This is a genomic window from Polaromonas hydrogenivorans (assembly GCF_040105105.1).
GTDB classification, from domain to species: Bacteria; Pseudomonadota; Gammaproteobacteria; order Burkholderiales; family Burkholderiaceae_C; genus Polaromonas; species Polaromonas hydrogenivorans.
The window spans coordinates 1969885-1990910 of sequence record NZ_CP157675.1; the positions used below are offsets into that span (position 1 = coordinate 1969885).

Annotated in this window: 14 protein-coding genes and 1 pseudogene; 10 read left to right on the forward strand and 5 right to left on the reverse strand. The window is 64.7% G+C overall.

Annotation, left to right across the window (positions count from 1 at the left end):
• Positions 1–111 precede the first annotated feature (111 nt).
• The 3 genes and pseudogenes from ABLV49_RS09445 to trxA form a co-directional block, all read right to left on the reverse strand.
• On the reverse strand, positions 112–405 hold the full coding sequence (locus ABLV49_RS09445) for a type B 50S ribosomal protein L31 (protein ID WP_011801583.1): 294 nt from the start codon (positions 403–405) through the stop codon (positions 112–114).
• Positions 406–580: 175 nt separating this feature from the next.
• Entirely contained in the window at positions 581–1843 is a 1263-nt protein-coding gene (rho, locus tag ABLV49_RS09450) for a transcription termination factor Rho (RefSeq protein ID WP_011801582.1), read from the reverse strand.
• A gap of 253 nt (positions 1844–2096) precedes the next feature.
• Positions 2097–2428, reverse strand: a pseudogene (trxA, locus tag ABLV49_RS09455) (thioredoxin TrxA).
• A gap of 169 nt (positions 2429–2597) precedes the next feature.
• On the opposite strand from trxA, the gene ABLV49_RS09460 reads away from it, so the two are divergent.
• The 8 genes from ABLV49_RS09460 (at position 2598) to ABLV49_RS09495 (ending at position 13202) form a co-directional block, all read left to right on the forward strand.
• A complete protein-coding gene (locus tag ABLV49_RS09460) occupies positions 2598–5165 on the forward strand; it encodes a PD-(D/E)XK nuclease family protein (protein ID WP_349281330.1) in 2568 nt (855 codons plus the stop codon).
• On the forward strand, positions 5162–8482 hold the full coding sequence (locus tag ABLV49_RS09465) for a UvrD-helicase domain-containing protein (RefSeq protein ID WP_349281331.1): 3321 nt from the start codon (positions 5162–5164) through the stop codon (positions 8480–8482). The genes ABLV49_RS09460 and ABLV49_RS09465 overlap by 4 nt, the downstream gene beginning before the upstream one ends.
• A gap of 185 nt (positions 8483–8667) precedes the next feature.
• Positions 8668–9750, forward strand: coding sequence for a hypothetical protein (locus ABLV49_RS09470; RefSeq protein WP_349281332.1), 1083 nt, complete (start codon positions 8668–8670; stop codon positions 9748–9750).
• Positions 9747–10151 (forward strand): transcriptional regulator, encoded by a 405-nt coding sequence (locus ABLV49_RS09475; protein WP_349281333.1) that lies wholly within the window; start codon positions 9747–9749, stop codon positions 10149–10151. The genes ABLV49_RS09470 and ABLV49_RS09475 overlap by 4 nt, the downstream gene beginning before the upstream one ends.
• A gap of 34 nt (positions 10152–10185) precedes the next feature.
• A complete protein-coding gene (locus tag ABLV49_RS09480) occupies positions 10186–10623 on the forward strand; it encodes a hypothetical protein (protein WP_349281334.1) in 438 nt (145 codons plus the stop codon).
• A gap of 106 nt (positions 10624–10729) precedes the next feature.
• Positions 10730–11122, forward strand: coding sequence for a MerR family transcriptional regulator (locus ABLV49_RS09485; protein WP_349281335.1), 393 nt, complete (start codon positions 10730–10732; stop codon positions 11120–11122).
• Between the two features lie 11 nt (positions 11123–11133).
• On the forward strand, positions 11134–11523 hold the full coding sequence (locus ABLV49_RS09490; RefSeq protein ID WP_349281336.1) for a carboxymuconolactone decarboxylase family protein: 390 nt from the start codon (positions 11134–11136) through the stop codon (positions 11521–11523).
• 389 nt (positions 11524–11912) lie between these two features.
• The gene (locus ABLV49_RS09495; RefSeq protein ID WP_349281673.1) at positions 11913–13202 is read left to right on the forward strand and encodes a TIGR03862 family flavoprotein; all 1290 of its coding nucleotides are present in this window, start codon (positions 11913–11915) and stop codon (positions 13200–13202) included.
• 3 nt (positions 13203–13205) lie between these two features.
• Here ABLV49_RS09495 and ABLV49_RS09500 read toward each other — a convergent pair whose 3' ends face one another.
• Entirely contained in the window at positions 13206–15245 is a 2040-nt protein-coding gene (locus ABLV49_RS09500) for an erythromycin esterase family protein (RefSeq protein WP_349281337.1), read from the reverse strand.
• A gap of 113 nt (positions 15246–15358) precedes the next feature.
• On the opposite strand from ABLV49_RS09500, the gene ABLV49_RS09505 reads away from it, so the two are divergent.
• A complete protein-coding gene (locus ABLV49_RS09505) occupies positions 15359–16465 on the forward strand; it encodes an RNA-guided endonuclease InsQ/TnpB family protein (protein WP_349281338.1) in 1107 nt (368 codons plus the stop codon).
• Positions 16466–16493: 28 nt separating this feature from the next.
• On the opposite strand, the gene ABLV49_RS09510 is transcribed toward ABLV49_RS09505, so the two are convergent.
• The gene (locus ABLV49_RS09510; protein WP_349281339.1) at positions 16494–17201 is read right to left on the reverse strand and encodes a dienelactone hydrolase family protein; all 708 of its coding nucleotides are present in this window, start codon (positions 17199–17201) and stop codon (positions 16494–16496) included.
• A gap of 624 nt (positions 17202–17825) precedes the next feature.
• Between ABLV49_RS09510 and ABLV49_RS09515 the strand changes: the two genes are divergently transcribed.
• The gene (locus tag ABLV49_RS09515) at positions 17826–20990 is read left to right on the forward strand and encodes an efflux RND transporter permease subunit (RefSeq protein WP_349281340.1); all 3165 of its coding nucleotides are present in this window, start codon (positions 17826–17828) and stop codon (positions 20988–20990) included.
• Positions 20991–21026 lie beyond the last annotated feature (36 nt).

Here is a 21026-nt window from a genome sequence, read left to right on the forward strand (position 1 = left end):
GACGATGGAAAAAAATGACGCGCAACGCCCAAGGCGTCGCAAATCTTGCCGAAAAAAAAGCAGCCTGAAACTCAGGCTGCTTTTTTGCCGACGGGCGAAAAGCTTTGCAGCTTATTCAGCGGCGACCGGTGCAGCTTCAGGCGCTGCTTCTTTGGCGGCGGTTTTGCCGAAGCGGTTGCGGAAGCGCTCAACGCGGCCACCCATGTTGTCCACGGATTTTTGCGTGCCGGTGTAGAACGGATGCGATTCGCTGGACGTGTCGAGCTTGTACAGCGGCAGTTCGCGGCCATCTTCCATCTTCACCATTTCTTTGGTGTTCACGCACGAGCGGGTCACGAACTTGAAGTTGTTGGACAAGTCCATAAAACAAACTTCGCGGTAGTTGGGGTGAATGCCTTCTTTCATGATTCTCTTTCCTTTTTCATTGTTTTGGTAGCCACCCGGAACCGTTCCAGGCACTTTCCATGAAGCCCGCGATTATCGCATGAGAAACAAGCCCCCACGCTTGTCGTTTCGCGTACTGCGCTGCCCCCCGAGGGGGCTGGCCTTGCTTGGGGCGGCCCTGCGCGGCGGCCGTTTCTTAGCCGCCGCGGCGCATCATGTCGAAGAACTCGTGGTTGTTCTTGGTCGCCTTCATGTTTTTCAGCATGAGTTCCATCGATTCGATCTCGTCCATGTTGTACATGAACTGACGCAAAATCCGCGATTTCTGCAGGATTTCGGGCGCCAGCAGCAGCTCTTCCTTGCGGGTGCCGCTGCGGTTGAGGTTGATGGCCGGGAACACGCGCTTTTCGTACAGGCGGCGGTCCAGATGGATTTCGCAGTTGCCGGTGCCCTTGAATTCCTCGAAGATCACTTCGTCCATGCGGCTGCCGGTATCGATCAGCGCGGTGCCGATGATGGTCAGGCTGCCGCCTTCCTCGATCTTGCGGGCCGCGCCGAAAAAGCGCTTGGGGCGCTGCAGTGCGTTGGCATCGACGCCGCCGCTCAGCACCTTGCCCGACGAGGGCAATACATTGTTATAAGCGCGTGCCAGCCGGGTGATGGAGTCGAGCAAAATCACCACGTCCTTGCCGAGTTCGACCAGGCGCTTGGCGCGCTCGATGACCATTTCGGCCACATGCACATGGCGCGCGGCAGGCTCGTCGAAGGTCGATGAAATCACCTCGGCGCGCACGCTGCGCTGCATTTCGGTCACTTCTTCCGGGCGTTCATCGACCAGCAGCACCATCATGACCACTTCGGGATAGTTGGCGACGATGGCGTGCGCGATGTTCTGCATCATCACCGTCTTGCCGGACTTGGGCGGCGCCACCAAGAGGGCGCGCTGGCCCTTGCCGATGGGCGCGATGATGTCGATGATCCGGCTGGTCAGGTTTTCCTCGGCCTTGATGTCGCGTTCCAGCTTGAACTGCTCGCGCGGGAACAGCGGCGTCAGGTTCTCGAACATGACCTTGTGCTTGTTGTCCTCGGGCGCGCCGTCATTGATCTTGTCGAGCTTGTTCAGCGCAAAGTAGCGCTCGCCATCTTTCGGCGTGCGCACTTCGCCTTCGATCATGTCGCCGGTATGCAGGTTAAAGCGGCGGATCTGGCTGGGGCTGATGTAGATATCGTCGGTGCTGGCGGTATAGCTCGAATCGGGTGCGCGCAGAAAACCAAAACCGTCGGGCAGCACTTCCAGCACGCCATCGGCGACGATGGTTTCGCCCGTTTTGGAGCGTTTTTTAATGATGGCGAACATCAGCTCCTGCTTGCGCATACGGCCGACGTTTTCGATCTCAAGGGCTTCGGCCTGCTTGAGGACTTCAGACACGTGCAGCGCCTTGAGTTCGTTTAAGTGCATGGGATGACTCCTCGCGGAGTTGATTTAGGAAAACGGGGGGAGGCTTGAAAAGAAGCTGCTTCTGAAAAGAAGGGCTGACAAACCGGGAACTCGAACCAGCCGGCAGCAGCCGACGGGTGAATACGAAGCATTATGACAGGAAATTCAGGTGGTAAGGCTAGGGCTTACGAGGGGGGCGCCAAGGTGGAGGGCCGAAAAGGAAAACAAAAAAAGCCGGAAAACCCTTCAGGGATTTTCCGGCTGAAAAAATCGGTCAGGCCAGTTGCTGGTCGATGAATGCGGTCAACTGCGACTTGCTCAGTGCACCGACCTTGGTGGCTGCCAGCTGCCGTCCTTGAACAGCATCAGCGTGGGAATGCCGCGAATGCCGAACTTGGCGGGGATTTCGCGGTTTTCATCGACATTCATCTTGGCGATTTGCAGCTTGCCTTCATAGCCCGTGGCCACTTCGTCAAGAATCGGGGCAATCATCTTGCACGGGCCGCACCACTCGGCCCAGTAATCGACCAGCACGGGGGTGGATGATTTCAGCACGTCGGCGTCAAAGGTGGCATCGGTGGTATGTTTGATCAGTTCATTGGCCATGACGGCTCCTTGGGGTCTGGTTACGATAGAGGTGAGTGCAAAAGTTGCGGTCATTGTGGCAGAAACCAAGGGCTCCAGACGCCTGCGCCGCAGCTATCCTGCCGATAGCCAATCTCTTGGGCCTGCATGCCAGCCGTTTTGTCCATCGCAAAAAACTCTTTTTTCTTCCATGCCCCTTTCTTCTTCCCCCCAGCCTGCCGATACGGCAGTCTCCGTGGCTGCCCGCTGCTGGCACCAGGCCATGCAGCGGCTGGCCGAAATCATTGCTTCGCGCGGCATCCATCCTGCCGAGGTGGTCGTGCTGCTGCCGTATGCCCAGCTGATCCAGCAGGCGCGCCAGACCTGGGCCGACAACGCCGGCGGCACCTTTTTTGTTCCGCGCTTTGAAACCACCATGAACTGGGCCACCGGCTTGGGCGGTACGCTGGGCATGTTCACGCCGTCGGGGGTCGATCTGCGCATGGATGTGTCGGTGGACATGCTGACGGCCGCGTCGCTGCTGGGTCAGGCCGGGCTGGCCGCGCAGCAGGATGCGCTGGCCGGCCGGCTGGTCGAGGCCGCCTGGAGCCTCGCCCGCGTGGCCGCCAGCGTGCTGCCCGCTGAACGCCAGGCCTGGAGCGAGTCGGTCGCCGAGGCGCTGGGCGTGGGCCTGGATTCGCCGGTGCTGGCGCTGGAGGCGGCCGTCGGGCGCATCGCGCTGGCCTGGGTCGCGGCTTCTGGCTATGCGTCGGACCGTCTGTTCCAGGCCGAGCCGGCGCTGTTCGTGGTGGTCGAGGGCTTTCAGGTCGAGCCGGTGAACGAGGCGCTGAAGCTTCATTTTGGCGAGCGTGCGCTGTCGATTGCACTGTGCCTTCCCGAGGACGAGCCGGACCGGAGCGGCGCGCCACAGCCCTCGCTGCATGCCGCGCTGGACGACGAGGACGAGGCCGCGCGCGCCGCCGCCTGCGTGCTGGCCCACCTGGCGCAGGGGCGCAGCCCGGTCGCGCTGATCGCGCAGGACCGCCAGCTGACCCGCCGGGTGGCCGCCATGCTGGCCCGGCGCGGCATCGCCATGCGCGATGAAACCGGCTGGAAGCTGTCCACCTCGCGCGCGGCGGCCAGCCTGATGGGCCTGCTGCGCGCCTTGCCTTGGGACGTGTCCACCGACGCCGTGCTCGACTGGCTGAAAAATGCCCCGGCCTTTGTCGCCGGCACCGTCACGGCGGCCGAAACCGAGGTGCGCAAGTTCGGCGTGCGCGCCTGGCGCGACCTGCCGGCTGCGCCGCTGGACACGCTGGCCGTCGCCCAGCCTTTGGCGCGGCAGGTCAACCAGCTGCGCGATGGCTTGAGCCGCCCGCGCCCGCTGTCCATCTGGCTGCGCGACCTGCGCGCCGCGCTGCAGTCGGCCGGGCAGTGGGAACTGCTGGCCAGCGACGAGGCCGGCCAGCGGGTGCTCGATGTGCTGCGTTTGCATGAGGGCGCCGACATCGAGTTCGAAGACGCGCCGGTCATGAAGCTCAGGGAGTTCACCAGCTGGGTCAACCAGGCGCTGGAAGCGCAAACTTTTTCGCCCGAGCACCCGGCGGCCGAGCAGGTGGTGATCCTGCCGCTGGCGCAGTTGCTGGGCCGGTCTATGCAGGCCGTGGTGCTGCCCGGCTGCGACGAAATCCGACTGCCGGTGTCGCCCGAGCCGCCCGGCCAGTGGACGCCCAGCCAGCGCGAACTGCTCGGCTTGCCGTCACGCGAAGCGCTGGCCCGCGTGGCCCGGCAGGCGTGGGACTACACCCTGCAACTGCCCCATGTGGACCTGCTGTGGCGCACCAGCGAAGCCGGCGAGCACCTGATGCCCAGTGGGTTTGTGCAGGAACTGCTGCTCAGCCGCAGCCTGGCGGCGGACCGGGCCGGCGACCCGCGCAGCTTGCGCGCCGTGCCTGCCTGCCCGACGCCGCGCCCGCTGCCCACGGGCGAAGCCTTGCCGGTCAGGCGGCTGTCGGCCAGCAGCTACGGCGATTTGCGCGCTTGCCCCTACCGTTTTTTTGCGCTGCGCCAGCTCGGCCTGCACGAATCCGACGAGCTGGAAAGCGAACTGGGCAAGCGTGATTTCGGCAACTGGCTGCACAACCTGCTCTGCCGCTTCCATGAAGCCTTAAAAGAGGCTCCTGCGCACGACCTGCCTGCACGAGTAGCTATGATTAATATAGCGGCGGAACAAGCCGCCAAGGAGCTTGGCCTGAGCCACAGCGAGTTCCTGCCGTTTGCCGCCGCCTGGACTCCGGTGCGCGACGGCTACCTGGCCTGGCTGGCCGGACACGAGGCCACGGGTGCGCGCTTCGACATGGCCGAGCAGTGGCTGGACATGCCGCTGGGCAGCGAGCTGACGCTGATCGGCAAGATCGACCGCATGGACCGGCTGCCGGGCGGCGAGCTGCTGCTGATCGACTACAAGACCGAGCCGCGCACCACCACCGCCGAGCGCATCAAAAATGGCCTGGAAGACTCGCAGCTGGCGTTTTACGCCGCCCTGGTGGCCGACGACACGCTGGGCGCCGCCTATGTGAACCTGGGTGAAAAAGAGCCGACCCGCAGCTACGAACAGCCCGACATCGTCGCCCTGCGCGATGCCCTGATCGACGGCATCCTGAGCGACATGGCCCGCATTGCCGAGGGCGCGCCGCTACCGGCACTCGGTGAAGGCAAGGCCTGCGACTACTGCGCGGCCCGTGGCCTGTGCCGAAAAGACTTCTGGAGTGAACCATGACCGCCGCCTACGAATGCAACGGCCAGCCCGTTTGCGCCGACGCTTTCTACGCCATCGCCTGCGATCCGCGCCGCAGCGTGGCCATCGAGGCCTGCGCCGGCGCGGGCAAGACCTGGATGCTGGTGTCGCGCATCGTGCGGGCGCTGCTCGATGGCGCCAACGCCCCGGACCACGCCGACGGCACGCCGCGCGAGCCGGTGCGGCCGCATGAAATCCTGGCCATCACCTTCACCAAGAAGGCCGCCGGCGAAATGCGCGAGCGGCTTGACGAGTGGCTGCAAAAATTCACCCATGCCGACGACGAGACCCTGCGCCAGGAACTCGCCATGCGCGGCGTTTCAAGCCAAAAAGGCCTGCAGTCCAATGCGGACATGCGCCGGCAGCTGTCAAATCTATACCGCTCCATGCTGGCCAGCGGGCGGGCTGTGCAGATACGCACGTTTCACAGCTGGTTCGCCGCCTTGCTGCGCAGCGCGCCCGTGGCCGTGCTGCACCGGCTCGGCATGCCGGTGAATTACCAGTTGCTCGAAGACGACGCCCCGGCGCGGGCGCTGGTGTGGCGCCGCTTTTATGCGGCGCTTGCCAAGGACGAGCCACTGAAGGCCGACTTCGAGGCGCTGGTGCTGGGCCACGGCCGCTTCCAGACCGACAAGGCCCTGCAGTCCGCGCTGGACAAACGCACCGAGTTTGTGCTGGCTGACGAAAAAGGCGTGGTCGATGCGTCGGTGCAGCCGTTCGAGGCGCTTTTCCCTGAATTCGCCGCGCTGGACTTCCCGGAGCAGGCGCTGGCCACGCCGATGGCCCGGCAAACCTGGCTGGAGCGCGCGCGCCAACTGGGCGCCGAGAAAAACAAGACGCCGCAAAAGGCGGCTGCCGCCGTGATCGACGCCTTTCAAGCCACTGATCTTTCGTTGCGCTGCGACCTGCTGCGCAAGGCGTTTTTCGTGGCGGGCGAAGACCGGCTGACGCAAAACCTCGTCAAATTCAGCGCCGCGCAAGAGGCCGAGCCCGAATTGCAGGCGCTGTGCACGGCGCGTTTGCAGCACGAAGCCTGGGCCCACCAGCAGCGCATGGCCCGCCTGAGCCGCCTGCTGCTGGCGCAGTACAACCAGCTCAAGCGCGAACACGGCTGGGTCGATATGAACGATGTCGAGCGGGCCGCGCTGGTCATGCTCGGCGACCCGGTGCTGGCCGGCTGGGTGCAGGAGCGGCTGGACGCGCGCATCAAGCACCTGATGATCGACGAGTTCCAGGACACCAACCCGCTGCAGTGGCAGGCGCTGTCGGCCTGGCTGAGCGGCTACGGCGGCGCGGGCGCGGCGCCCAGCGTGTTTTTGGTCGGCGACCCCAAGCAGAGCATTTACCGCTTCCGCCGCGCAGAGCCGCAGGTGTTTCGCGCCGCGCAGGCCTTTGTGGTCGAGGGGCTGGGCGGCGATTTGCTCAGCTGCGACCACACGCGCCGCAACGCGCTGGCCGTCATCGACACGGTGAACGCCGTCATGGGCCATGCGCGCACGGTGGACGGCTACGACGGTTTTCGGGAGCACACCACCGATTCGGCGAAAGCCGGCGCAACCGGCTGCCTGCCGGCGATTTCCCGGCAGCGGGGCGGAGCCGACGCGGACACGTCGCCGGAGGCGGGCTGGCGCGACAGCCTGAGCACGCCGCGCGAGTTGCCCGAGGAAACCCTGCGCACCCTGGAGGCGCGCCAGGCCGCCGGCTGGATCTCGCGGCAGCTGGCCGCCGGCCTCAAGCCGTCGGACGTGATGGTCCTGTCGCGCAAGCGGGCTGGCTTGCTGCCGCTGCAGGAAGCGTTGCGCGCGCTGCACATTGCGGCCCAGATCGGCGAGAAAACCGACCTGATCGACTGCTGCGAGGTCTTGGATGTGGTGGCGCTGCTCGACGTGCTGGTGTCGCCGCAGCACGATTTGTCGCTGGCCCGGGCGCTGCGCTCACCGCTGTTCGGCCTGCCTGACGCCAGCCTGGTGCAACTGGCGCTGCTGCAAAAGGAGTTGAAGCTGCCCTGGTCTGAGCTGCTACAAAAAACAGAGCTGCTGGCGCCCGAGCTGCATGCGCTGGTGCCCGTTTTTGCTCGATGGAAGGGCTGGCTGGACAGCCTGCCGCCGCATGACGCCCTGCAAAAGATCTATGACGATGGCGATGTGCTGGCGCGCTTTGCCGCCGCCGCGCCTGCCGCCCAGCGCCCGGCGGTGCTGGGCAACCTGCGCGCGTTGCTGGGCGTGGCGCTGGGGCGCGATGGCGGGCGCTATGCCACGCCTTACGGGCTGATCCGGGCGCTCAAGGCCGGTGGCCTGCTGGCGCCGGTGGCGGTCAACGATGCGGCCGTGCGCCTGCTGACGATCCACGGTGCCAAGGGCCTGGAGGCCGAGGCCGTGCTGCTGCTGGACACCGACACGGTCGAGCGCAACGCCGACAGCATGGGCGTGCTGGTGGACTGGCCCGGCGAAGCCACCGAGCCGCGCAAGTTTGTCTTTCTGGTCAGCGAAGCCAAACCGCCGGCCTGCGCGCAGGAGGCGCTGGCCGCCGAGCAGGCTGCCCGCAAGCGCGAGGAACTCAACGCCCTGTATGTCGCCATGACGCGGGCAAGGCACACGCTGGCGATTTCCTCCATCGAGCCGCACCGCACGACCATCGACAGCTGGTGGCAGCGCCTGCAGGGGCTGCTGCCGCCCCTGGATGCCCCGGCCCCGCCTGACTCCCTCTCCCTCCGGGAGAGGGCCGACGGTGCTGGCCAGGAAGGCGCAGCTGGCTTCCCCGCCCCGGCCGCCGAGGTTTTTTACCTGCCTGAACTTCCCGCCTTCGAGCAGCCCGCTCTTGAGCCGGCCGCCGAAGGGTCGGTGCAGGAAGACCCGGCCAATGCCCGCGTCGGCAAGGCCATGCACCGCCTGCTGGAGTGGGGCGGGCGCTCGTCGGCCGAACATGTGGGCGCGGTGGCGCGCGAGTTCCGCCTCAACCCGGCGCAGGCGGCCCAGGCCTGTGCGCTGGCGCAATGCATTTTGAAAGGCGAGGGCGCCTGGGCCTGGAGCGACGAGGCCGTCGCCTGGCACGGCGACGAAATCGATCTGGTGTACCAGGGCCTGCCCCTGCGACTGGACCGCCTGGTGCGGCGCAAGGACGCCGGCTTTGAGGGCCAGTGGTGGGTGCTCGACTACAAGTCGGCCCCCGAGCCCGAACTGCAGCCCGCGCTGATCACCAAGATGCGCATCTACCGCGCCGCCGTGCAGCGCATCTATCCGCGAGCGACCGTGAAGGCCGCCTTCCTGACCGGGCAGGGCACGGTGGTGGAACTGGCCTGAGCGCCGGTTTCCAGGCAGGCGCCGGCCCGGTTCCGGTGGCCTGCCTGTCGCGCCTGCAAGCTGGGCATTCAAGATTTTCAAGCCATGAATCGGTAAAAAACACCCACAAACTCTGCATTGCAGAGTTATAATTTTTTCCGTACTCTGAATTGCAGAGTTGACGGTAAAAATCGGGAGTCCTGTCCATGACCATGTTTCCTTCGGGCGCGCAGCCGCATCTGGCGGCATTGCAGAGCCTGCTTGTGGCCGGGCACCGGCCGATCCAGATGCGCCCCGGCTCGCTGGTGCGCTGGGGCCTGGCGTTTGCCTTGCTGGCCGGCTCCACCGACCCGCTGCTGCGCCTGACCGCCTTGCAGGGACAGCCGGCCCTGCAGGCGGCCGTGGCCATGCTGTGGCTGGGCGCGGGCATCGGCCTGACCGCCTGGCTCGACTGGCGCGCCGTGCAGGCCGCCGCCACGCAGGCCGACGAAACCCTGCCGTTTGTCCAGGTGCAGATCAGCAAGGTCTGGATGCTGCTGCTCACCGCAGGCGTGCTCTACACCGGCAGCACCTTCTTTTTCGGCGGTGCCTACCAGGTCTATATGGTGTGGCTGGCGCTGGTCGGGCTGGGGCTGTTCCTGCACGGGCTGTTTTCGCAGGAACTCGTGGAGTGGGCCGGCGCTGCGGTCTTCCTGATGGCGCTGCTGGTGCTGATGAGCGGCCTGCCGCTGGCGTGGCACCGTCCGCTGGTTGTCAGCACGTCGGGCATTGCCATGCCGCTGCTGGGCTGGCTGCTGCACCGGGGCGTTGCGCCCCTGCCAAACCTGCGCCGCTCCATGGCATGCGTGGCGGGCCTGCTGGCCGCCAGCGTGCTGCCGGCCATGGCCGCCGTGCAGTGGAGCCAGTCGCTGGCCCTGCCGCCCGACATCCCGCTGTATTCGCAAAAAGCCCTCTTGCAGCTGGGCGACGACCCGGCGCGCTGGCCGCGCTACGTGGCGCTGCATGTCGCGGCCGGCACGCCCGTCGAGCTGAAGCTGGACATCGACGGCGGCGTGCTGCGGTCCGTCTCCACCAGCGCGCGCCTGAGCTACACCTTCACGCAGGACATGGACGTGCTGCTGATCGACGGCAAGCCCAGCCACCATATCCGCCTGGGCGGCCAGGACTGGCAGGACTCGGCCGGCTGGCTGCGCATCACCGAGCTGGACTTCACGCCCGACCTCAGCCAGCCCGGCGGCCTGGCGCTGCACAGCCGCGCCCGCATCGAACTCGGAGGCATGCCGCGATGAACGACCCCGTCAACCCCGAAGCCGCCCCGGATGCCGCTGACGCCGCGCCCGCGTCCGAATTCGTCGAGGCGCTGGACCCGCTGCTGCACCAGCCCCTGCGCACGCAGATCGCCGCCTACCTGGTGGGCCGGGGCGAGGCCACCTTCAGCGAACTCAAGCGCGTGCTGCAATGCACCGACGGCAACCTCGACGCGCACCTGAAAAAGCTGCTCGCCGCCGACTACCTGGCGCAAGAGCGCCGGGGTGGCGGCGCGCGGCTGCAGACCACCTACGCGCTGACCGCCACCGGCCGCGCCGCCTTTGCCGCCTACCTGGCGCATTTGCAAAAACTGTTCAACCTGACCCAGTGCGCCGCGCCTGATCACCGCGCCGGACTGCTTTCCAGTCCTCGCCTTGCGTGAGGATTTCATCCCCTCGTCATCACGGAGTTTTTCCATGCTATTCAATTTCGCATCGCGTACCTTTGCCTCCATCGCCCTGACGCTGCTGTTCGCCGCCGGCCTGAGCGCCTGCTCGGGCCTGCAGCGCAGCACCGGCAGCCTGCCGCAAGCCAGCGTCCTGGACGCCTTGCCGGTCATCAAGCTCGGCCAGCCCAAGCCGGCGCAGGGCGACTACATCGTCTATCTGCCGGCCAGCGAGCCGGTCACGGCCATCGCCAAAGTGCAGGGCACCTTGTTTGAAAAGACCGACAGCAAGGAACTGCAGGTCAGGCTCAAGCAGGATATGTATCTGTACAAGAACTGGGTCAGCGCCGACAAGCGCCACTGGGTCAAGGACACCGACGCCGTCACCGGCAACGTGCATGTCATGCTGCCCAGCTACGACCACCCGCAGGCCGGCGAAGTGCTGATCGAGCTTAACGCCAGGAACTGAGCCGGGGCGTCTGTGGCTCGCCGCAGGCCGGGGCGTGCGGCGAGGCATGAAAAAAGCAATATTTCGCTTGACCTGGAGCGCGCTCTAACTTTTAAAGTCCTTGTCCATGGAATCCTGCCTGACCATTACCGAGGTTGCAAAGCGAACCGGCTTGACGGCCTACACGCTTCGCTACTACGAACGCATCGGCCTGATTGCGCCGGTGGCCCGCGCGGGCGGTGGCCAGCGGCGCTATGCGGCGTCGGACATGGACTGGCTGGAATTCCTGTTGCGCCTGCGCGCCACCGGCATGCCGATTCACAGGATGCAGGAATTCGCCAGGCTTCGAAGCGAAGGGAATGCCACGGCCGGCGCGCGCCGGGAAATGCTCGAAAACCACCTCGCCCAAGTGCTGGCCCAGGTGCAGGCGCTGCAGCAGTCAGCGCAGGTATTGCAGGCCAAGATAGGGCATTACCGGCAGGTCGAGCATTCCTTTTTGCAAGACACCTCCACGTCGTAAAGGAAAAACCCATGTCACCCAGCCGCTATGAACAAGGACTCGCCAAACTGCAGCAGATCGACGGCCAGGCCGGAGAAAACGTCATCAACAGCCTGCGCGATATTGCCCCCGACTTTGCCCGCTACCTGATCGAATTCCCGTTTGGCGATATTTACTCCCGCCCCGGCCTTGATCTGCGTTCGCGCGAGATCGCCGTGGTGGCCGCGCTGACCGCGCTGGGCAATGCCGCGCCCCAGCTGAAAGTGCATATCGAAGGCGCTCTCAATGTGGGCGTTTCCAGGGACGAAGTCGTTGAAGTCATCATGCAAATGGCGGTTTATGCGGGCTTTCCGGCGGCGCTCAACGGACTGTTTGCGGCCAAGGAAGTGTTTGCCGCCCGGCCCGCCGCCGGGACGCCCTGACGTGTTGCCCTTCGGCGTGTGGCGGCAGGCTTGCGACGGGCGCCGCTGGCACTGTTTTGGGCGCTGCGTCTGAACGCTTGCCGCCGTGTCGCCTTGCACGGGGCTGGCGCACGGGGCGAACTGCAATAATCACTGCTTGCCCCTCAAGCCTTCGCTGGCTTGCCCATGAGGCAGATTTCAAGCATTTTTGCGCCGTAGCCCATGCTGGACGGGCGCAATAAGCTATCAAAAACAGAGCGTATCGGGCGCGTCAGAACTCTCCAGCGCTGGCGTCAACCCTTTTTGGCCTCAAGTTGCACCCTGTGCAGACGGATTTTCCTGTGAACAACTCAAGCTCTCTTCCTCAACCGCTGCGCGTGGCCATCATCGGCGGCGGCCCTGCCGGCCTGATGGCGGCTGAAGTGCTGGCCGGCGCCGGCCCGGCCGTTTCCGTGCAACTGTACGACGCCATGCCCTCGGTCGGCCGCAAGTTCTTGCTGGCCGGTCGGGGCGGGCTGAACCTGACGCACTCCGAGCCGCCCGAGGTGCTGATGCGGCGCTACGGCGCGCATGGCGAGCCGCTGCAGCCGCTGATCGCCGCCTTTGGACCGGCCGAGCTGCGCGCCTGGGCCGAAGCGCTGGGCATCGAAACCTTTGTCGGCAGTTCGGGGCTGGTGTTTCCCAAGGACATGAAGGCCGCGCCGCTGCTGCGCGCCTGGCTGCACCGGCTGCGCCAGTCGGGGGTGCAGTTTTCCATGCGCCATCGCTGGCTGGGCTGGGCCGAGGGCGGTGCGCTGAAGTTCTCAACACCGGCCGGCGAAGTGCTGGCAGAGGCTGACGCCGTGGTGCTGGCGCTGGGCGGCGGCAGCTGGGCGCGCCTGGGCTCGGACGGCGCCTGGGTGCCTTTGCTGGCTGAACGCGGCGTGCCCGTGGCGCCGCTGCAGCCTTCGAACTGCGGCTTTGACGTGGTGGCCGGGCCTGCCGCCGAGGCTGCCGGGCATGGTGAAACCCGGCGCGAATTTTTAAAAGAGCTGATCGGCCAGAGTCCGGCGCCCCAGCCGGGCTGGACCGAGCATTTTTCCAGCCGGTTCGCCGGCCAGCCCTTCAAGTCGGTGGCCATTCACTTCACCGATTCGCAGGGCCGCAGCTTCAGCCGCAAGGGCGAGTTCGTCGCCACGGCGACCGGCGTGGAAGGCAGCCTGATTTATGCAGCTTCTTCGCTGCTGCGCGACGAGATTGCCGCGAACGGCAGCGCCACTTTCCTGCTCGATCTGCTGCCCGACAAGACGCCCGAGCAAGTGCTGGTCGAGGTGCGCCATCCGCGCGGCTCGCGCTCGCTGTCAAGCCACCTCAAAAGCCGTTTGAATCTGGACGGCATCAAGGCCGCGATGCTGTACGAAGTGCTGGGCAAGGAAGCCATCGCCGATCCGGTGAAGCTCGCCGCCGGCATCAAGGCGCTGCCGGTTCGGGTGCTGGTTGCCCGGCCGATTGACGAAGCCATCAGCAGCGCGGGCGGCGTGAAGTTTGAAGCGCTCGATGCCAGCCTGCGCATCACCACGCCGGCAGCTATCCATCCACCCGTGTTCTGTGCCGGTGAAATGCTCGACTGGGAAGCGCCCACCGGCGGCTATTTGCTGACCGCCTGCTTTGCCAGCGGACGCGCCGCCGGGCAGGGCGTTTTGACGCAGCTGGGGCTGTAAGCGCTACATGCCCGACGGGAAGGTCTCGGGCGCTTCGCCGGCACTCCACACTTCACCCTTGTCCAGCGGCTCCAGCGCGTGGGTTTCGTCAATGTGGATCATCGCGTCGAACTGCCCCGCCAGGTGGGTGTGGAAGTAGTGGCTCTGGCGCTCGGTTTCGGGGCGGTAAATGACGCCGATGGCGCGTTGCAGCCGCAGCGGCTCGACCAGCTTGCGCAGCGCGGAATTGTCCCGCAAGGCCAGTAAAAAGCGCTGGGTGCCGGTTTGGTGGAACAGGTCTTCCCAGCTGCCTTTCAGACCGTCGCGCACGCGTTTGCGTTGCGGCGGCTGGTCCCAGTCCGATGCCGCCGTGACCCAGCCGTGGTGGGTGCTGAAACCCACCCGCACCGCATCGCCGGCATACCGGTCGCGCATGAGCTGGCCGACATTCCATTCGCCCCGGTCGCTCATCTCGGTGGACCCGGCATCGCCCAGGTGGGAGTTGTGCGCCCACACGGCCATTTTGGGCGGCTTGCCGCTGGCGCCCAGATGGCGGTCCAGCGCCTGCAGTGTTTCCACCATGTGGTTGTCGCGCAGGTTCCAGGACGACACCCGCGTGCGAAACATGGTGCGGTAATACTCTTCGGCATTGCGCACCAGGCGGGCGTTTTGCTGGGCATGGAAGGCCGCGTCGCGCTCCAGTCCGGGCGTGGCGGGAACTTCGGCCGCGCGGCGCGTCATTTCGCGCAGCTGCTGCACCACCGCATCCTCGCAACTGGGCGCCATGCCGAAGCTGGCGGCATAACCGTAGGCCTGGCTGTCTTCGCCCGCATGGTCAAAGCAGCTGTAGCGGTAACGGGCGCGCTCGGCCGCTTCCAGGTCCGCCCGCTCCAGGTAGGCCAGCACCTCCTGCATGGAGGCAAACAGGCTGTACAGGTCCATGCCGTAAAAGCCGACCTGGGTGTCAAGGCTGCGGCCGGTGTTGTAGTCGCGCAGCCATTCGACGAAATCGCGCACCTCGGTGTTGCGCCACATCCAGGCCGGAAAACGCTTGAAGCCCGACAGCGCGGACGCGGCATCCGCGTCGTCGCCCAGGCCGCGCACATAGCGGTTCACCCGCCAGGCATCAGGCCAGTCGGCTTCCACGGCAATGGTGGTGAAGCCTTTTTCGGTGATCAGCCGTCGCGTGATGGCGGCGCGCTCGCGGTAGAACTCTTGCGTGCCGTGCGAAGCCTCGCCTAGCAGGGCAAAGCGCGCAGGCCCTATCAACTGCATCAACGGGTCGTAATCGTGCGCCGCGCCGGTCAAGGCGTGCAGATGCTGCTGGAGGCCGTCCACCAGCGCATTCCGGGGATGGGGTGGATGGGCCTGCTGCGGTGGGAATGGGTTTTTTTGCTTTTTAACCGCCAGTTCATGCTCGCTGTGGGCTTCTTCGAGCAGCGTGATCACCTCCTCGTCACTGGCCTGCGGAAAATGTTTGTACCACAGGCCGACAGCGCGAAACGGCGACGGCGTGGCGACGCAGACCACTTCGTCGGCCTCGCTGCGCAGCGCCTGGCAGGAGTCTTCGGCGCCCACCGGCACGGCCACCACCAGATGGGCCGGATGCCGCTGGCGAACGGCCAGCACGGCCGCGCGCATGGTGGCGCCGGTGGCCAGCCCGTCATCGACCAGGATCACGGTGCGGCCTTCAATGCTGACCGGCGGGCGGTGGCCGCGATAGAGCTGCTCGCGCCGCACGAGTTCGTCCTGCTCCCGCGCAACGACCGCAGCCACTTCCTCGGGCGTGACGCTCAAGCCGTGCAAGGGCGTCATGACGCGCACGCCGCCGCTGGCAATGGCGCCCATGGCGTATTCCTCATGGCCGGGAAAACCCAGCTTGCGCACCACGAAAATGTCCAGCGGGGCCTGCAGCGCGCGCGCCACCTCGAAGCCGACGGCCACGCCGCCGCGCGGCAGGGCCAGCACCAGCAGGCTGGAGCGGCCAGCATAAGGCGCCAGCTTTTCGGCCAGCACCACGCCGGCCTGGTGGCGGTCGTGAAAGGGCAGGGCTGTTTCTTTCATCGGATACCTAGCGAGAAACCTCGGCCTTCAGGCCGGGAAGGGATAGCGTGCAGTTTGAAGGACTGCTTTTTCAACACTTGACCAAACATAGATAACACCTCCATACTTGAAAAATGAAACTCGTGGCGAACATTAAACTCACCCCGACGCCGGAGCAGGCGGAGGAGTTGCGCGCCACGCTTGAGCGATGCAATGAGGCTTGCAACTGGCTGTCCGAGCAGGTGCTCGCCACGAAAACAACTCGCCAGTACGACATGCACAAGTCGTTCTACGCTCAGGTGCGTGAACGCTTTGGACTGTCGGCTCAGGCAACTGTCCGGTGCATCGCAAAGGTCGCCGACGCCTACAAGATTGACCAGAAAACGCTGCGTGTTTTTCGCAAACATGCAGCCCAACCCTACGATGACCGCATCTTGTCGTTCAAGCCGGACAACATCGTGTCGCTGTGGGTGCTGTCTGGTCGCGCCAAAGTAGGCTACGTCTGCGGCGACCATCAGCGCAAGCTGCTGGAGCATCGCAAGGGCGAGGTTGACCTGATGCTGGTGCGCGGCAAGTGGTATCTGGCCGCTGTCTGCGACTTCGACGATCCTGCATTGCTCACGCCGGGCGGCATGCTCGGTGTGGACTTCGGCATCGTCAACATCGCCACCGACAGCCTGGGCAACCAGCACTCGGGGGCGGCCGTCGAGGCGTACCGGGCGCGTTACGCCAAACGCAGGGCCACCCTGCAAAGCGTTGGCACGAAAGCGGCAAAGCGCCGTCTGCGCAAAATGAGCGGAAAACAACGGAGATTCCACAAACACGAAAATCACTGCATCTCTAAAAGCATCGTTGCTACTGCTGAACGCTCCGGGCTCGGTATTGCGCTGGAAGACCTGACGCACATCCGGGCACGGGCCAAGGCCCACAAAGAGCAGAGAAAACGATTGCATCACTGGTCCTTCGGGCAATTGCGCAGCTTTGTTGAGTACAAAGCCAAGCAGGCCGGAGTCCTGTGTGTGCCTGTCGATCCCAAATACACGAGCCAACAATGCTTCGCGTGCGGGCACATCGCCAGACAGAACCGGAAAAGCCAGTCGAAGTTTTTGTGTGTGGCCTGCGGACACGGTAATCACGCAGACCATAACGCCGCTGGCAACATAGCCAGCAGGGCTACTGTAAACAAGCCTATGTTCGCGCATTTGTATGTCCCAAGTGCAGTGGAAAGCCCCGTCCTTTAAGGCGGGGATCGTTTACGATTGACTCTCCCTAATCGGTTTTCTCCGGTGTTGGCGATGACGGCTTTTGGCCTGCCAGATGGGCCTTGAGCCAGGATGCCGCCAGTTCGGCCACTTCCTCCAGCGCGCCTTTTTCTTCAAACAGATGGGTCGCGCCCTGGACGATGACCAGCCGCTTGTCGCAGCTCAGATGCGCAAACGACTGCTCGTTCAGCTCCACGACGCCATGATCCGCGCCGCCGACGATCAGCAGCGTGGGCGCGCTGACGGCGGCCAGCGCCACCGGGCCGGCCAGGTCGGGCCGGCCGCCGCGCGAGACCACGGCGGCAATTTGCTTGCCCAGCCGGGCTGCGGCAATGATGGCCGCCGCGCTGCCGGTGCTGGCGCCGAAATAGCCGATGGGCAAGTGCTGCAGTTCGGGCTGCGCCATGGCCCAGGTGGTTGCGTCCTGAAGGCGGCCGGTGAGCAGGGCGATGTCGAAGCGGTGTTCGCGGGTGTGAAGGTCGATCTGCTCTTCCTGCGCCGTCAGCAGGTCGAACAGCAGCGTGGCCATGCCAGCTTGCTGCAGCTTGTGCGCCACCAGCCGGTTGCGCGCACTGTGCCGGCCGCTGCCGCTGCCGTGAACAAACAGCACCAGGCCAGCAGCGTCGGCCGGCCGTGTCAGGTCGCCGTAAAGCCAGGCGTCGCCGCAGGGAATGCGGACTTCACGCGAAACGGGGGCTTGCCCAGGGGTGTTCATGGCGGTTTCCAGCGTAGAGGAATTCACAGCCTAGAAGAAATGGGCGCATGAAGCTATCGGGATTTTTCGGATTTTCGTGTAGTCCTGCGTTTGCAGGAAGCATTTTTTAGATGAAATTAGCCGTTTGTGCAGGTGGAGCATGCACTTCTTGCTATGAAAAGCATAGTATTGTGCGGCTTGATGTGCTGGGCCTTGAATGCGGTCAAAGCAGCACGTAGCCGAGCGGATGAAAACCCAGGCATCCATGCTGGTTTCGTTTGTCACAAAAACAAGACAGCTCCATTTTTCCATCGGCTCCCCCGCATTGGAGGCGCGCCGGATGCCGGAACACGCACGATTTTGCTTCGAAAAATGAAGTGGAGCAGCACGGATGCAACGCTCCCCGGGGCAAGCCGGCCGGCTCGAAAAGTTAACACATTTCTAGGGATTGCCGGGGGGTCAAACCCAATCGCAAACTAGTTCAAGTCAACTGGGCATGCGTGCTGCAATCAACGTATTGTTGGCAAAGATTGCAGGCGCACTGTTGGCGGCTTGCGCGTTTTTTGATGGTTTTTTCGGCACAGACGAATAACGAATAACAAATAACTGGACGCCGTGCCCGTTGTCCAGGCAATGGAGCGATCTATGTTTACCTGGATCATCGGCTCAAGCCTTAAATTTCGTTTCCTGGTGCTGGCCATCGCCGCCATGCTGCTCTTCTTCGGAACCCAGCAGCTGCGCAAGATGCCGGTGGATGTGTTCCCTGAATTCGCGCCGCCCAAGGTCGAAATCCAGACCGAAGGCCCGGGCATGACCGCCACCGAGGTCGAGGAACTCATCACTATTCCCATGGAGGACCAGATGCGCGGCGTGCCGGGCGTGCAGTACGTCCGCTCCTCGTCGGTGACGGGGCTGTCGCAGGTGGTGCTGCTGTTCAAGATGGGCAGCGACCTCATGGACGCGCGGCAACGCGTGCAGGAGCGCCTGAAGCTGGCGATTGCCGAGCTGCCAAAGTCATCCGGCATGCCGGTGATACTGCAACCCCTGTCCTCGACCAGCCGGGTCATGAAGATCGGGCTTTCATCGAAGGTCCACGACCAGATGGACCTGTCGATGATCGCCTACTGGACGATCAAGTTCCGGCTCATGTCCGTTCCCGGCGTGGCCAGCATTCCGATGTGGGGCGACCAGATCAAGTCCCTGCAGGTGCAGGTGGACCCCAGCCTGATGCGCGCCCACAATGTCACGCTCGACGAGGTCATGGAGACCACCTCGGACGCGCTGGACATCGGCATGCTGAGCTACAGCTCCGGGGGCAAGGCGCGCATCGACGGGATGATCGACACGCCCAACCAGCGGCTCGCCATCCATAACGAGTCGCCGGTGTTTTCGGTCGAGCATCTGGCGCAGGTGCCGCTTTCCCTCAAGGGCCGTCGCCCTGATCCGCCGCGGCTGGGCGATGTGGGCAAGGTGGTGTGGGACACCTGGCCCCTGATCGGGGACGCCGTCATCAACGACGGGCATGGCCTGATGATGATCGTCGAGAAGCTGCCGTGGGCCAACACGCTGGAAGTCACGCGCGGCGTCGAGGAAGCACTGGCGGCATTGAAACCGGGTCTGCCCGGCGTCGAGATCGACTCCACGATCTTCCGGCCGGCGACCTTCATCGACCTGTCGATGCAGAATCTGACGCGGGCGCTCATCATCGGCTGCATCCTGGTGGTCATCGTCCTGGGCGCCTTCCTGTATGAATGGCGGGTGGCGCTGATCAGCGTGATTGCGATTCCGCTGTCCCTGGTGACGGCCGGGCTGGTTCTCTACCAGATGGGCGCCACGATCAACACGATGGTGCTGGCCGGCTTCATTGTCGCCCTCGGTGATGTCGTGGACGACGCGATCATCGATGTCGAGAACATCGTGCGGCGGCTGCGCCAGCACCGGCTGGCGGGCAGCGGCAAATCGACCGCGCGCATCATCCTGGAAGCGTCCCTTGAGGTGCGTTCGGCCATTGTCCATGCCACGGTGATCGTCGTGCTGGCCGTGACGCCGGTGTTCTTCATGGGCGGGCTGTCGGGGGTGTTCTTCGAACCGCTGGTGCTGGCCTATCTGGTGGCGATGCTGGCGTCGATGGTGGTGGCGCTGACGGTGACGCCGGCCCTGTCCTTGCTGCTGCTCAATCGCGCCGGCATCGAGCACCGGCAGTCTCCGCTGGTGCCGTGGCTCAAGCGTCATTACGGCGCGATGCTGTCACGGGCCATCCAGGCGCCACGGGCAACATTCGCAGCTGCCCTCATCCTTGTCGTCGCGGCCATTGGTGTGTGGCCTTTCCTGGGCGCGTCGCTGCTGCCGGCGTTCAAGGAACGGGATTTCCTGATGCATTGGGTGCCGCCCGAGGGAACCTCGCACCCGGAGACGTTCAGGATCACCCAGGCGGCCAGCCGCGAGTTGCGCGCCATTCCGGGCGTGCGCAACTTCGGCGCCCACATCGGACGCGCCGTCGGCGGGGACGAACCCTACGGCGTGAATTTCACCGAGAACTGGATCAGCATCGATCCGAAGGCGGACTACGACAAGACGCGCGCGAGCGTCGAGGCCGTCGTCGCCGGCTACCCCGGGCTGTACCGCGACGTGCAGACCTATCTGAAAGAGCGCATCAAGGAGGTGCTGACCGGGGCCGGCGAATCCATTGTCGTGCGCATCTTTGGACCCGAGCTGTCGGTGCTGCGGGACAGGGCGCACGACGTGGAAACCGCGCTGAAGGATATCCCCGGCCTCATCGATCTGCACCTGGAGCAGCAGGTCGATATGCCGCAGGTGCAGGTCAAGGTGAATCTTGAAAAAGCCGCCCGCTACGGAATCAAGCCCGGCGACGTGCGCCGGGTGGTGAACGTGCTGATGTCGGGCATCGAAGTCACGGACATCCACCGGGGCGGCAAGGTCTATGACGTCTTCGTGTGGACGGCGCCGTCGGTGCGCAACAACGTGGATGACATTCGCGAGTTCCTGATTGACACGCCTTATGGCGGGCGCGTGCGGATCGCGGAGGTGGCGGACGTCAAGATCGCGGCGACACCGAACAAGATCAAGCGTGAAAACAACTCGCGGCGGATTGATGTTCACGCCAACGTCAAGGGGCGCGACCTGGGCGAGGTGGCGAACGAGGTCGAGGCCCGGCTTTCAAAAATCAGTTTCCCGATCGGCTACTACCCGCAACTGCTGGGCGAGTACAAGGAGCGCCAGGCGGCGCAAAGGAATCTGCTGGTTGCCTCGGTGTTTGCTGTCGTGGCGATCTTCCTGATTCTGCATGCGACCTTCCGAAGCTTCCGGCTCGCCAGCATGATCTTCCTCGCCCTCCCGGCGGCGCTGGTCGGCGCGGTGCTGGCGACCTTCGCCGCCGACCGCGTCATCTCGCTCGGCTCGCTGGTGGGCATCATCACCATACTGGGCCTGTCGGCACGCAACGGCATCATGCTGATCGAGCACTGCCGCTACCTCCAGCAAGTGGAAGGCGAGCCCTTCGGGATCGGGCTGGTTTTGCGCGGGGCCAGCGAGCGCCTGTCGCCGATCCTGATGACTACCCTGTGCACCGCCTTGGCGCTGCTGCCGCTGATTGTTCCCGGCAGTATTCCCGGCCACGAGATCGAGCACCCGATGGCGGTCGCCATTCTGGGCGGCATCATCACCTCGTCCCTGCTGAGCCTGTTCGTCGTGCCGATTCTGTACCTGCGCCATGGCGACAGTTCCGGCGAACCGATCGATGCTCTGCCCGTCCGGGCGGCATCGGCCTGGCTGGCAGCTGGCAGCACATGACCCGAGCCGCAAATGCAGGCCATCACGGAGAAACCC

What these genes read in the sequence shown, in the direction of transcription:
- rho (WP_011801582.1), bottom strand. Translation starts at nt 1,843, where the DNA reads ATGCACTTAAACGAACTCAAGGCGCTGCACGTGTCTGAAGTCCTCAAG.
- ABLV49_RS09495 (WP_349281673.1), top strand. Translation starts at nt 11,913, where the DNA reads ATGGCGGCTGAAGTGCTGGCCGGCGCCGGCCCGGCCGTTTCCGTGCAA.
- ABLV49_RS09445 (WP_011801583.1), bottom strand. Translation starts at nt 405, where the DNA reads ATGAAAGAAGGCATTCACCCCAACTACCGCGAAGTTTGTTTTATGGAC.
- ABLV49_RS09500 (WP_349281337.1), bottom strand. Translation starts at nt 15,245, where the DNA reads ATGAAAGAAACAGCCCTGCCCTTTCACGACCGCCACCAGGCCGGCGTG.
- ABLV49_RS09475 (WP_349281333.1), top strand. Translation starts at nt 9,747, where the DNA reads ATGAACGACCCCGTCAACCCCGAAGCCGCCCCGGATGCCGCTGACGCC.
- ABLV49_RS09485 (WP_349281335.1), top strand. Translation starts at nt 10,730, where the DNA reads ATGGAATCCTGCCTGACCATTACCGAGGTTGCAAAGCGAACCGGCTTG.
- ABLV49_RS09490 (WP_349281336.1), top strand. Translation starts at nt 11,134, where the DNA reads ATGTCACCCAGCCGCTATGAACAAGGACTCGCCAAACTGCAGCAGATC.
- ABLV49_RS09515 (WP_349281340.1), top strand. Translation starts at nt 17,826, where the DNA reads ATGTTTACCTGGATCATCGGCTCAAGCCTTAAATTTCGTTTCCTGGTG.
- ABLV49_RS09465 (WP_349281331.1), top strand. Translation starts at nt 5,162, where the DNA reads ATGACCGCCGCCTACGAATGCAACGGCCAGCCCGTTTGCGCCGACGCT.
- ABLV49_RS09480 (WP_349281334.1), top strand. Translation starts at nt 10,186, where the DNA reads ATGCTATTCAATTTCGCATCGCGTACCTTTGCCTCCATCGCCCTGACG.
- ABLV49_RS09510 (WP_349281339.1), bottom strand. Translation starts at nt 17,201, where the DNA reads ATGAACACCCCTGGGCAAGCCCCCGTTTCGCGTGAAGTCCGCATTCCC.
- ABLV49_RS09505 (WP_349281338.1), top strand. Translation starts at nt 15,359, where the DNA reads ATGAAACTCGTGGCGAACATTAAACTCACCCCGACGCCGGAGCAGGCG.
- ABLV49_RS09460 (WP_349281330.1), top strand. Translation starts at nt 2,598, where the DNA reads ATGCCCCTTTCTTCTTCCCCCCAGCCTGCCGATACGGCAGTCTCCGTG.
- ABLV49_RS09470 (WP_349281332.1), top strand. Translation starts at nt 8,668, where the DNA reads ATGACCATGTTTCCTTCGGGCGCGCAGCCGCATCTGGCGGCATTGCAG.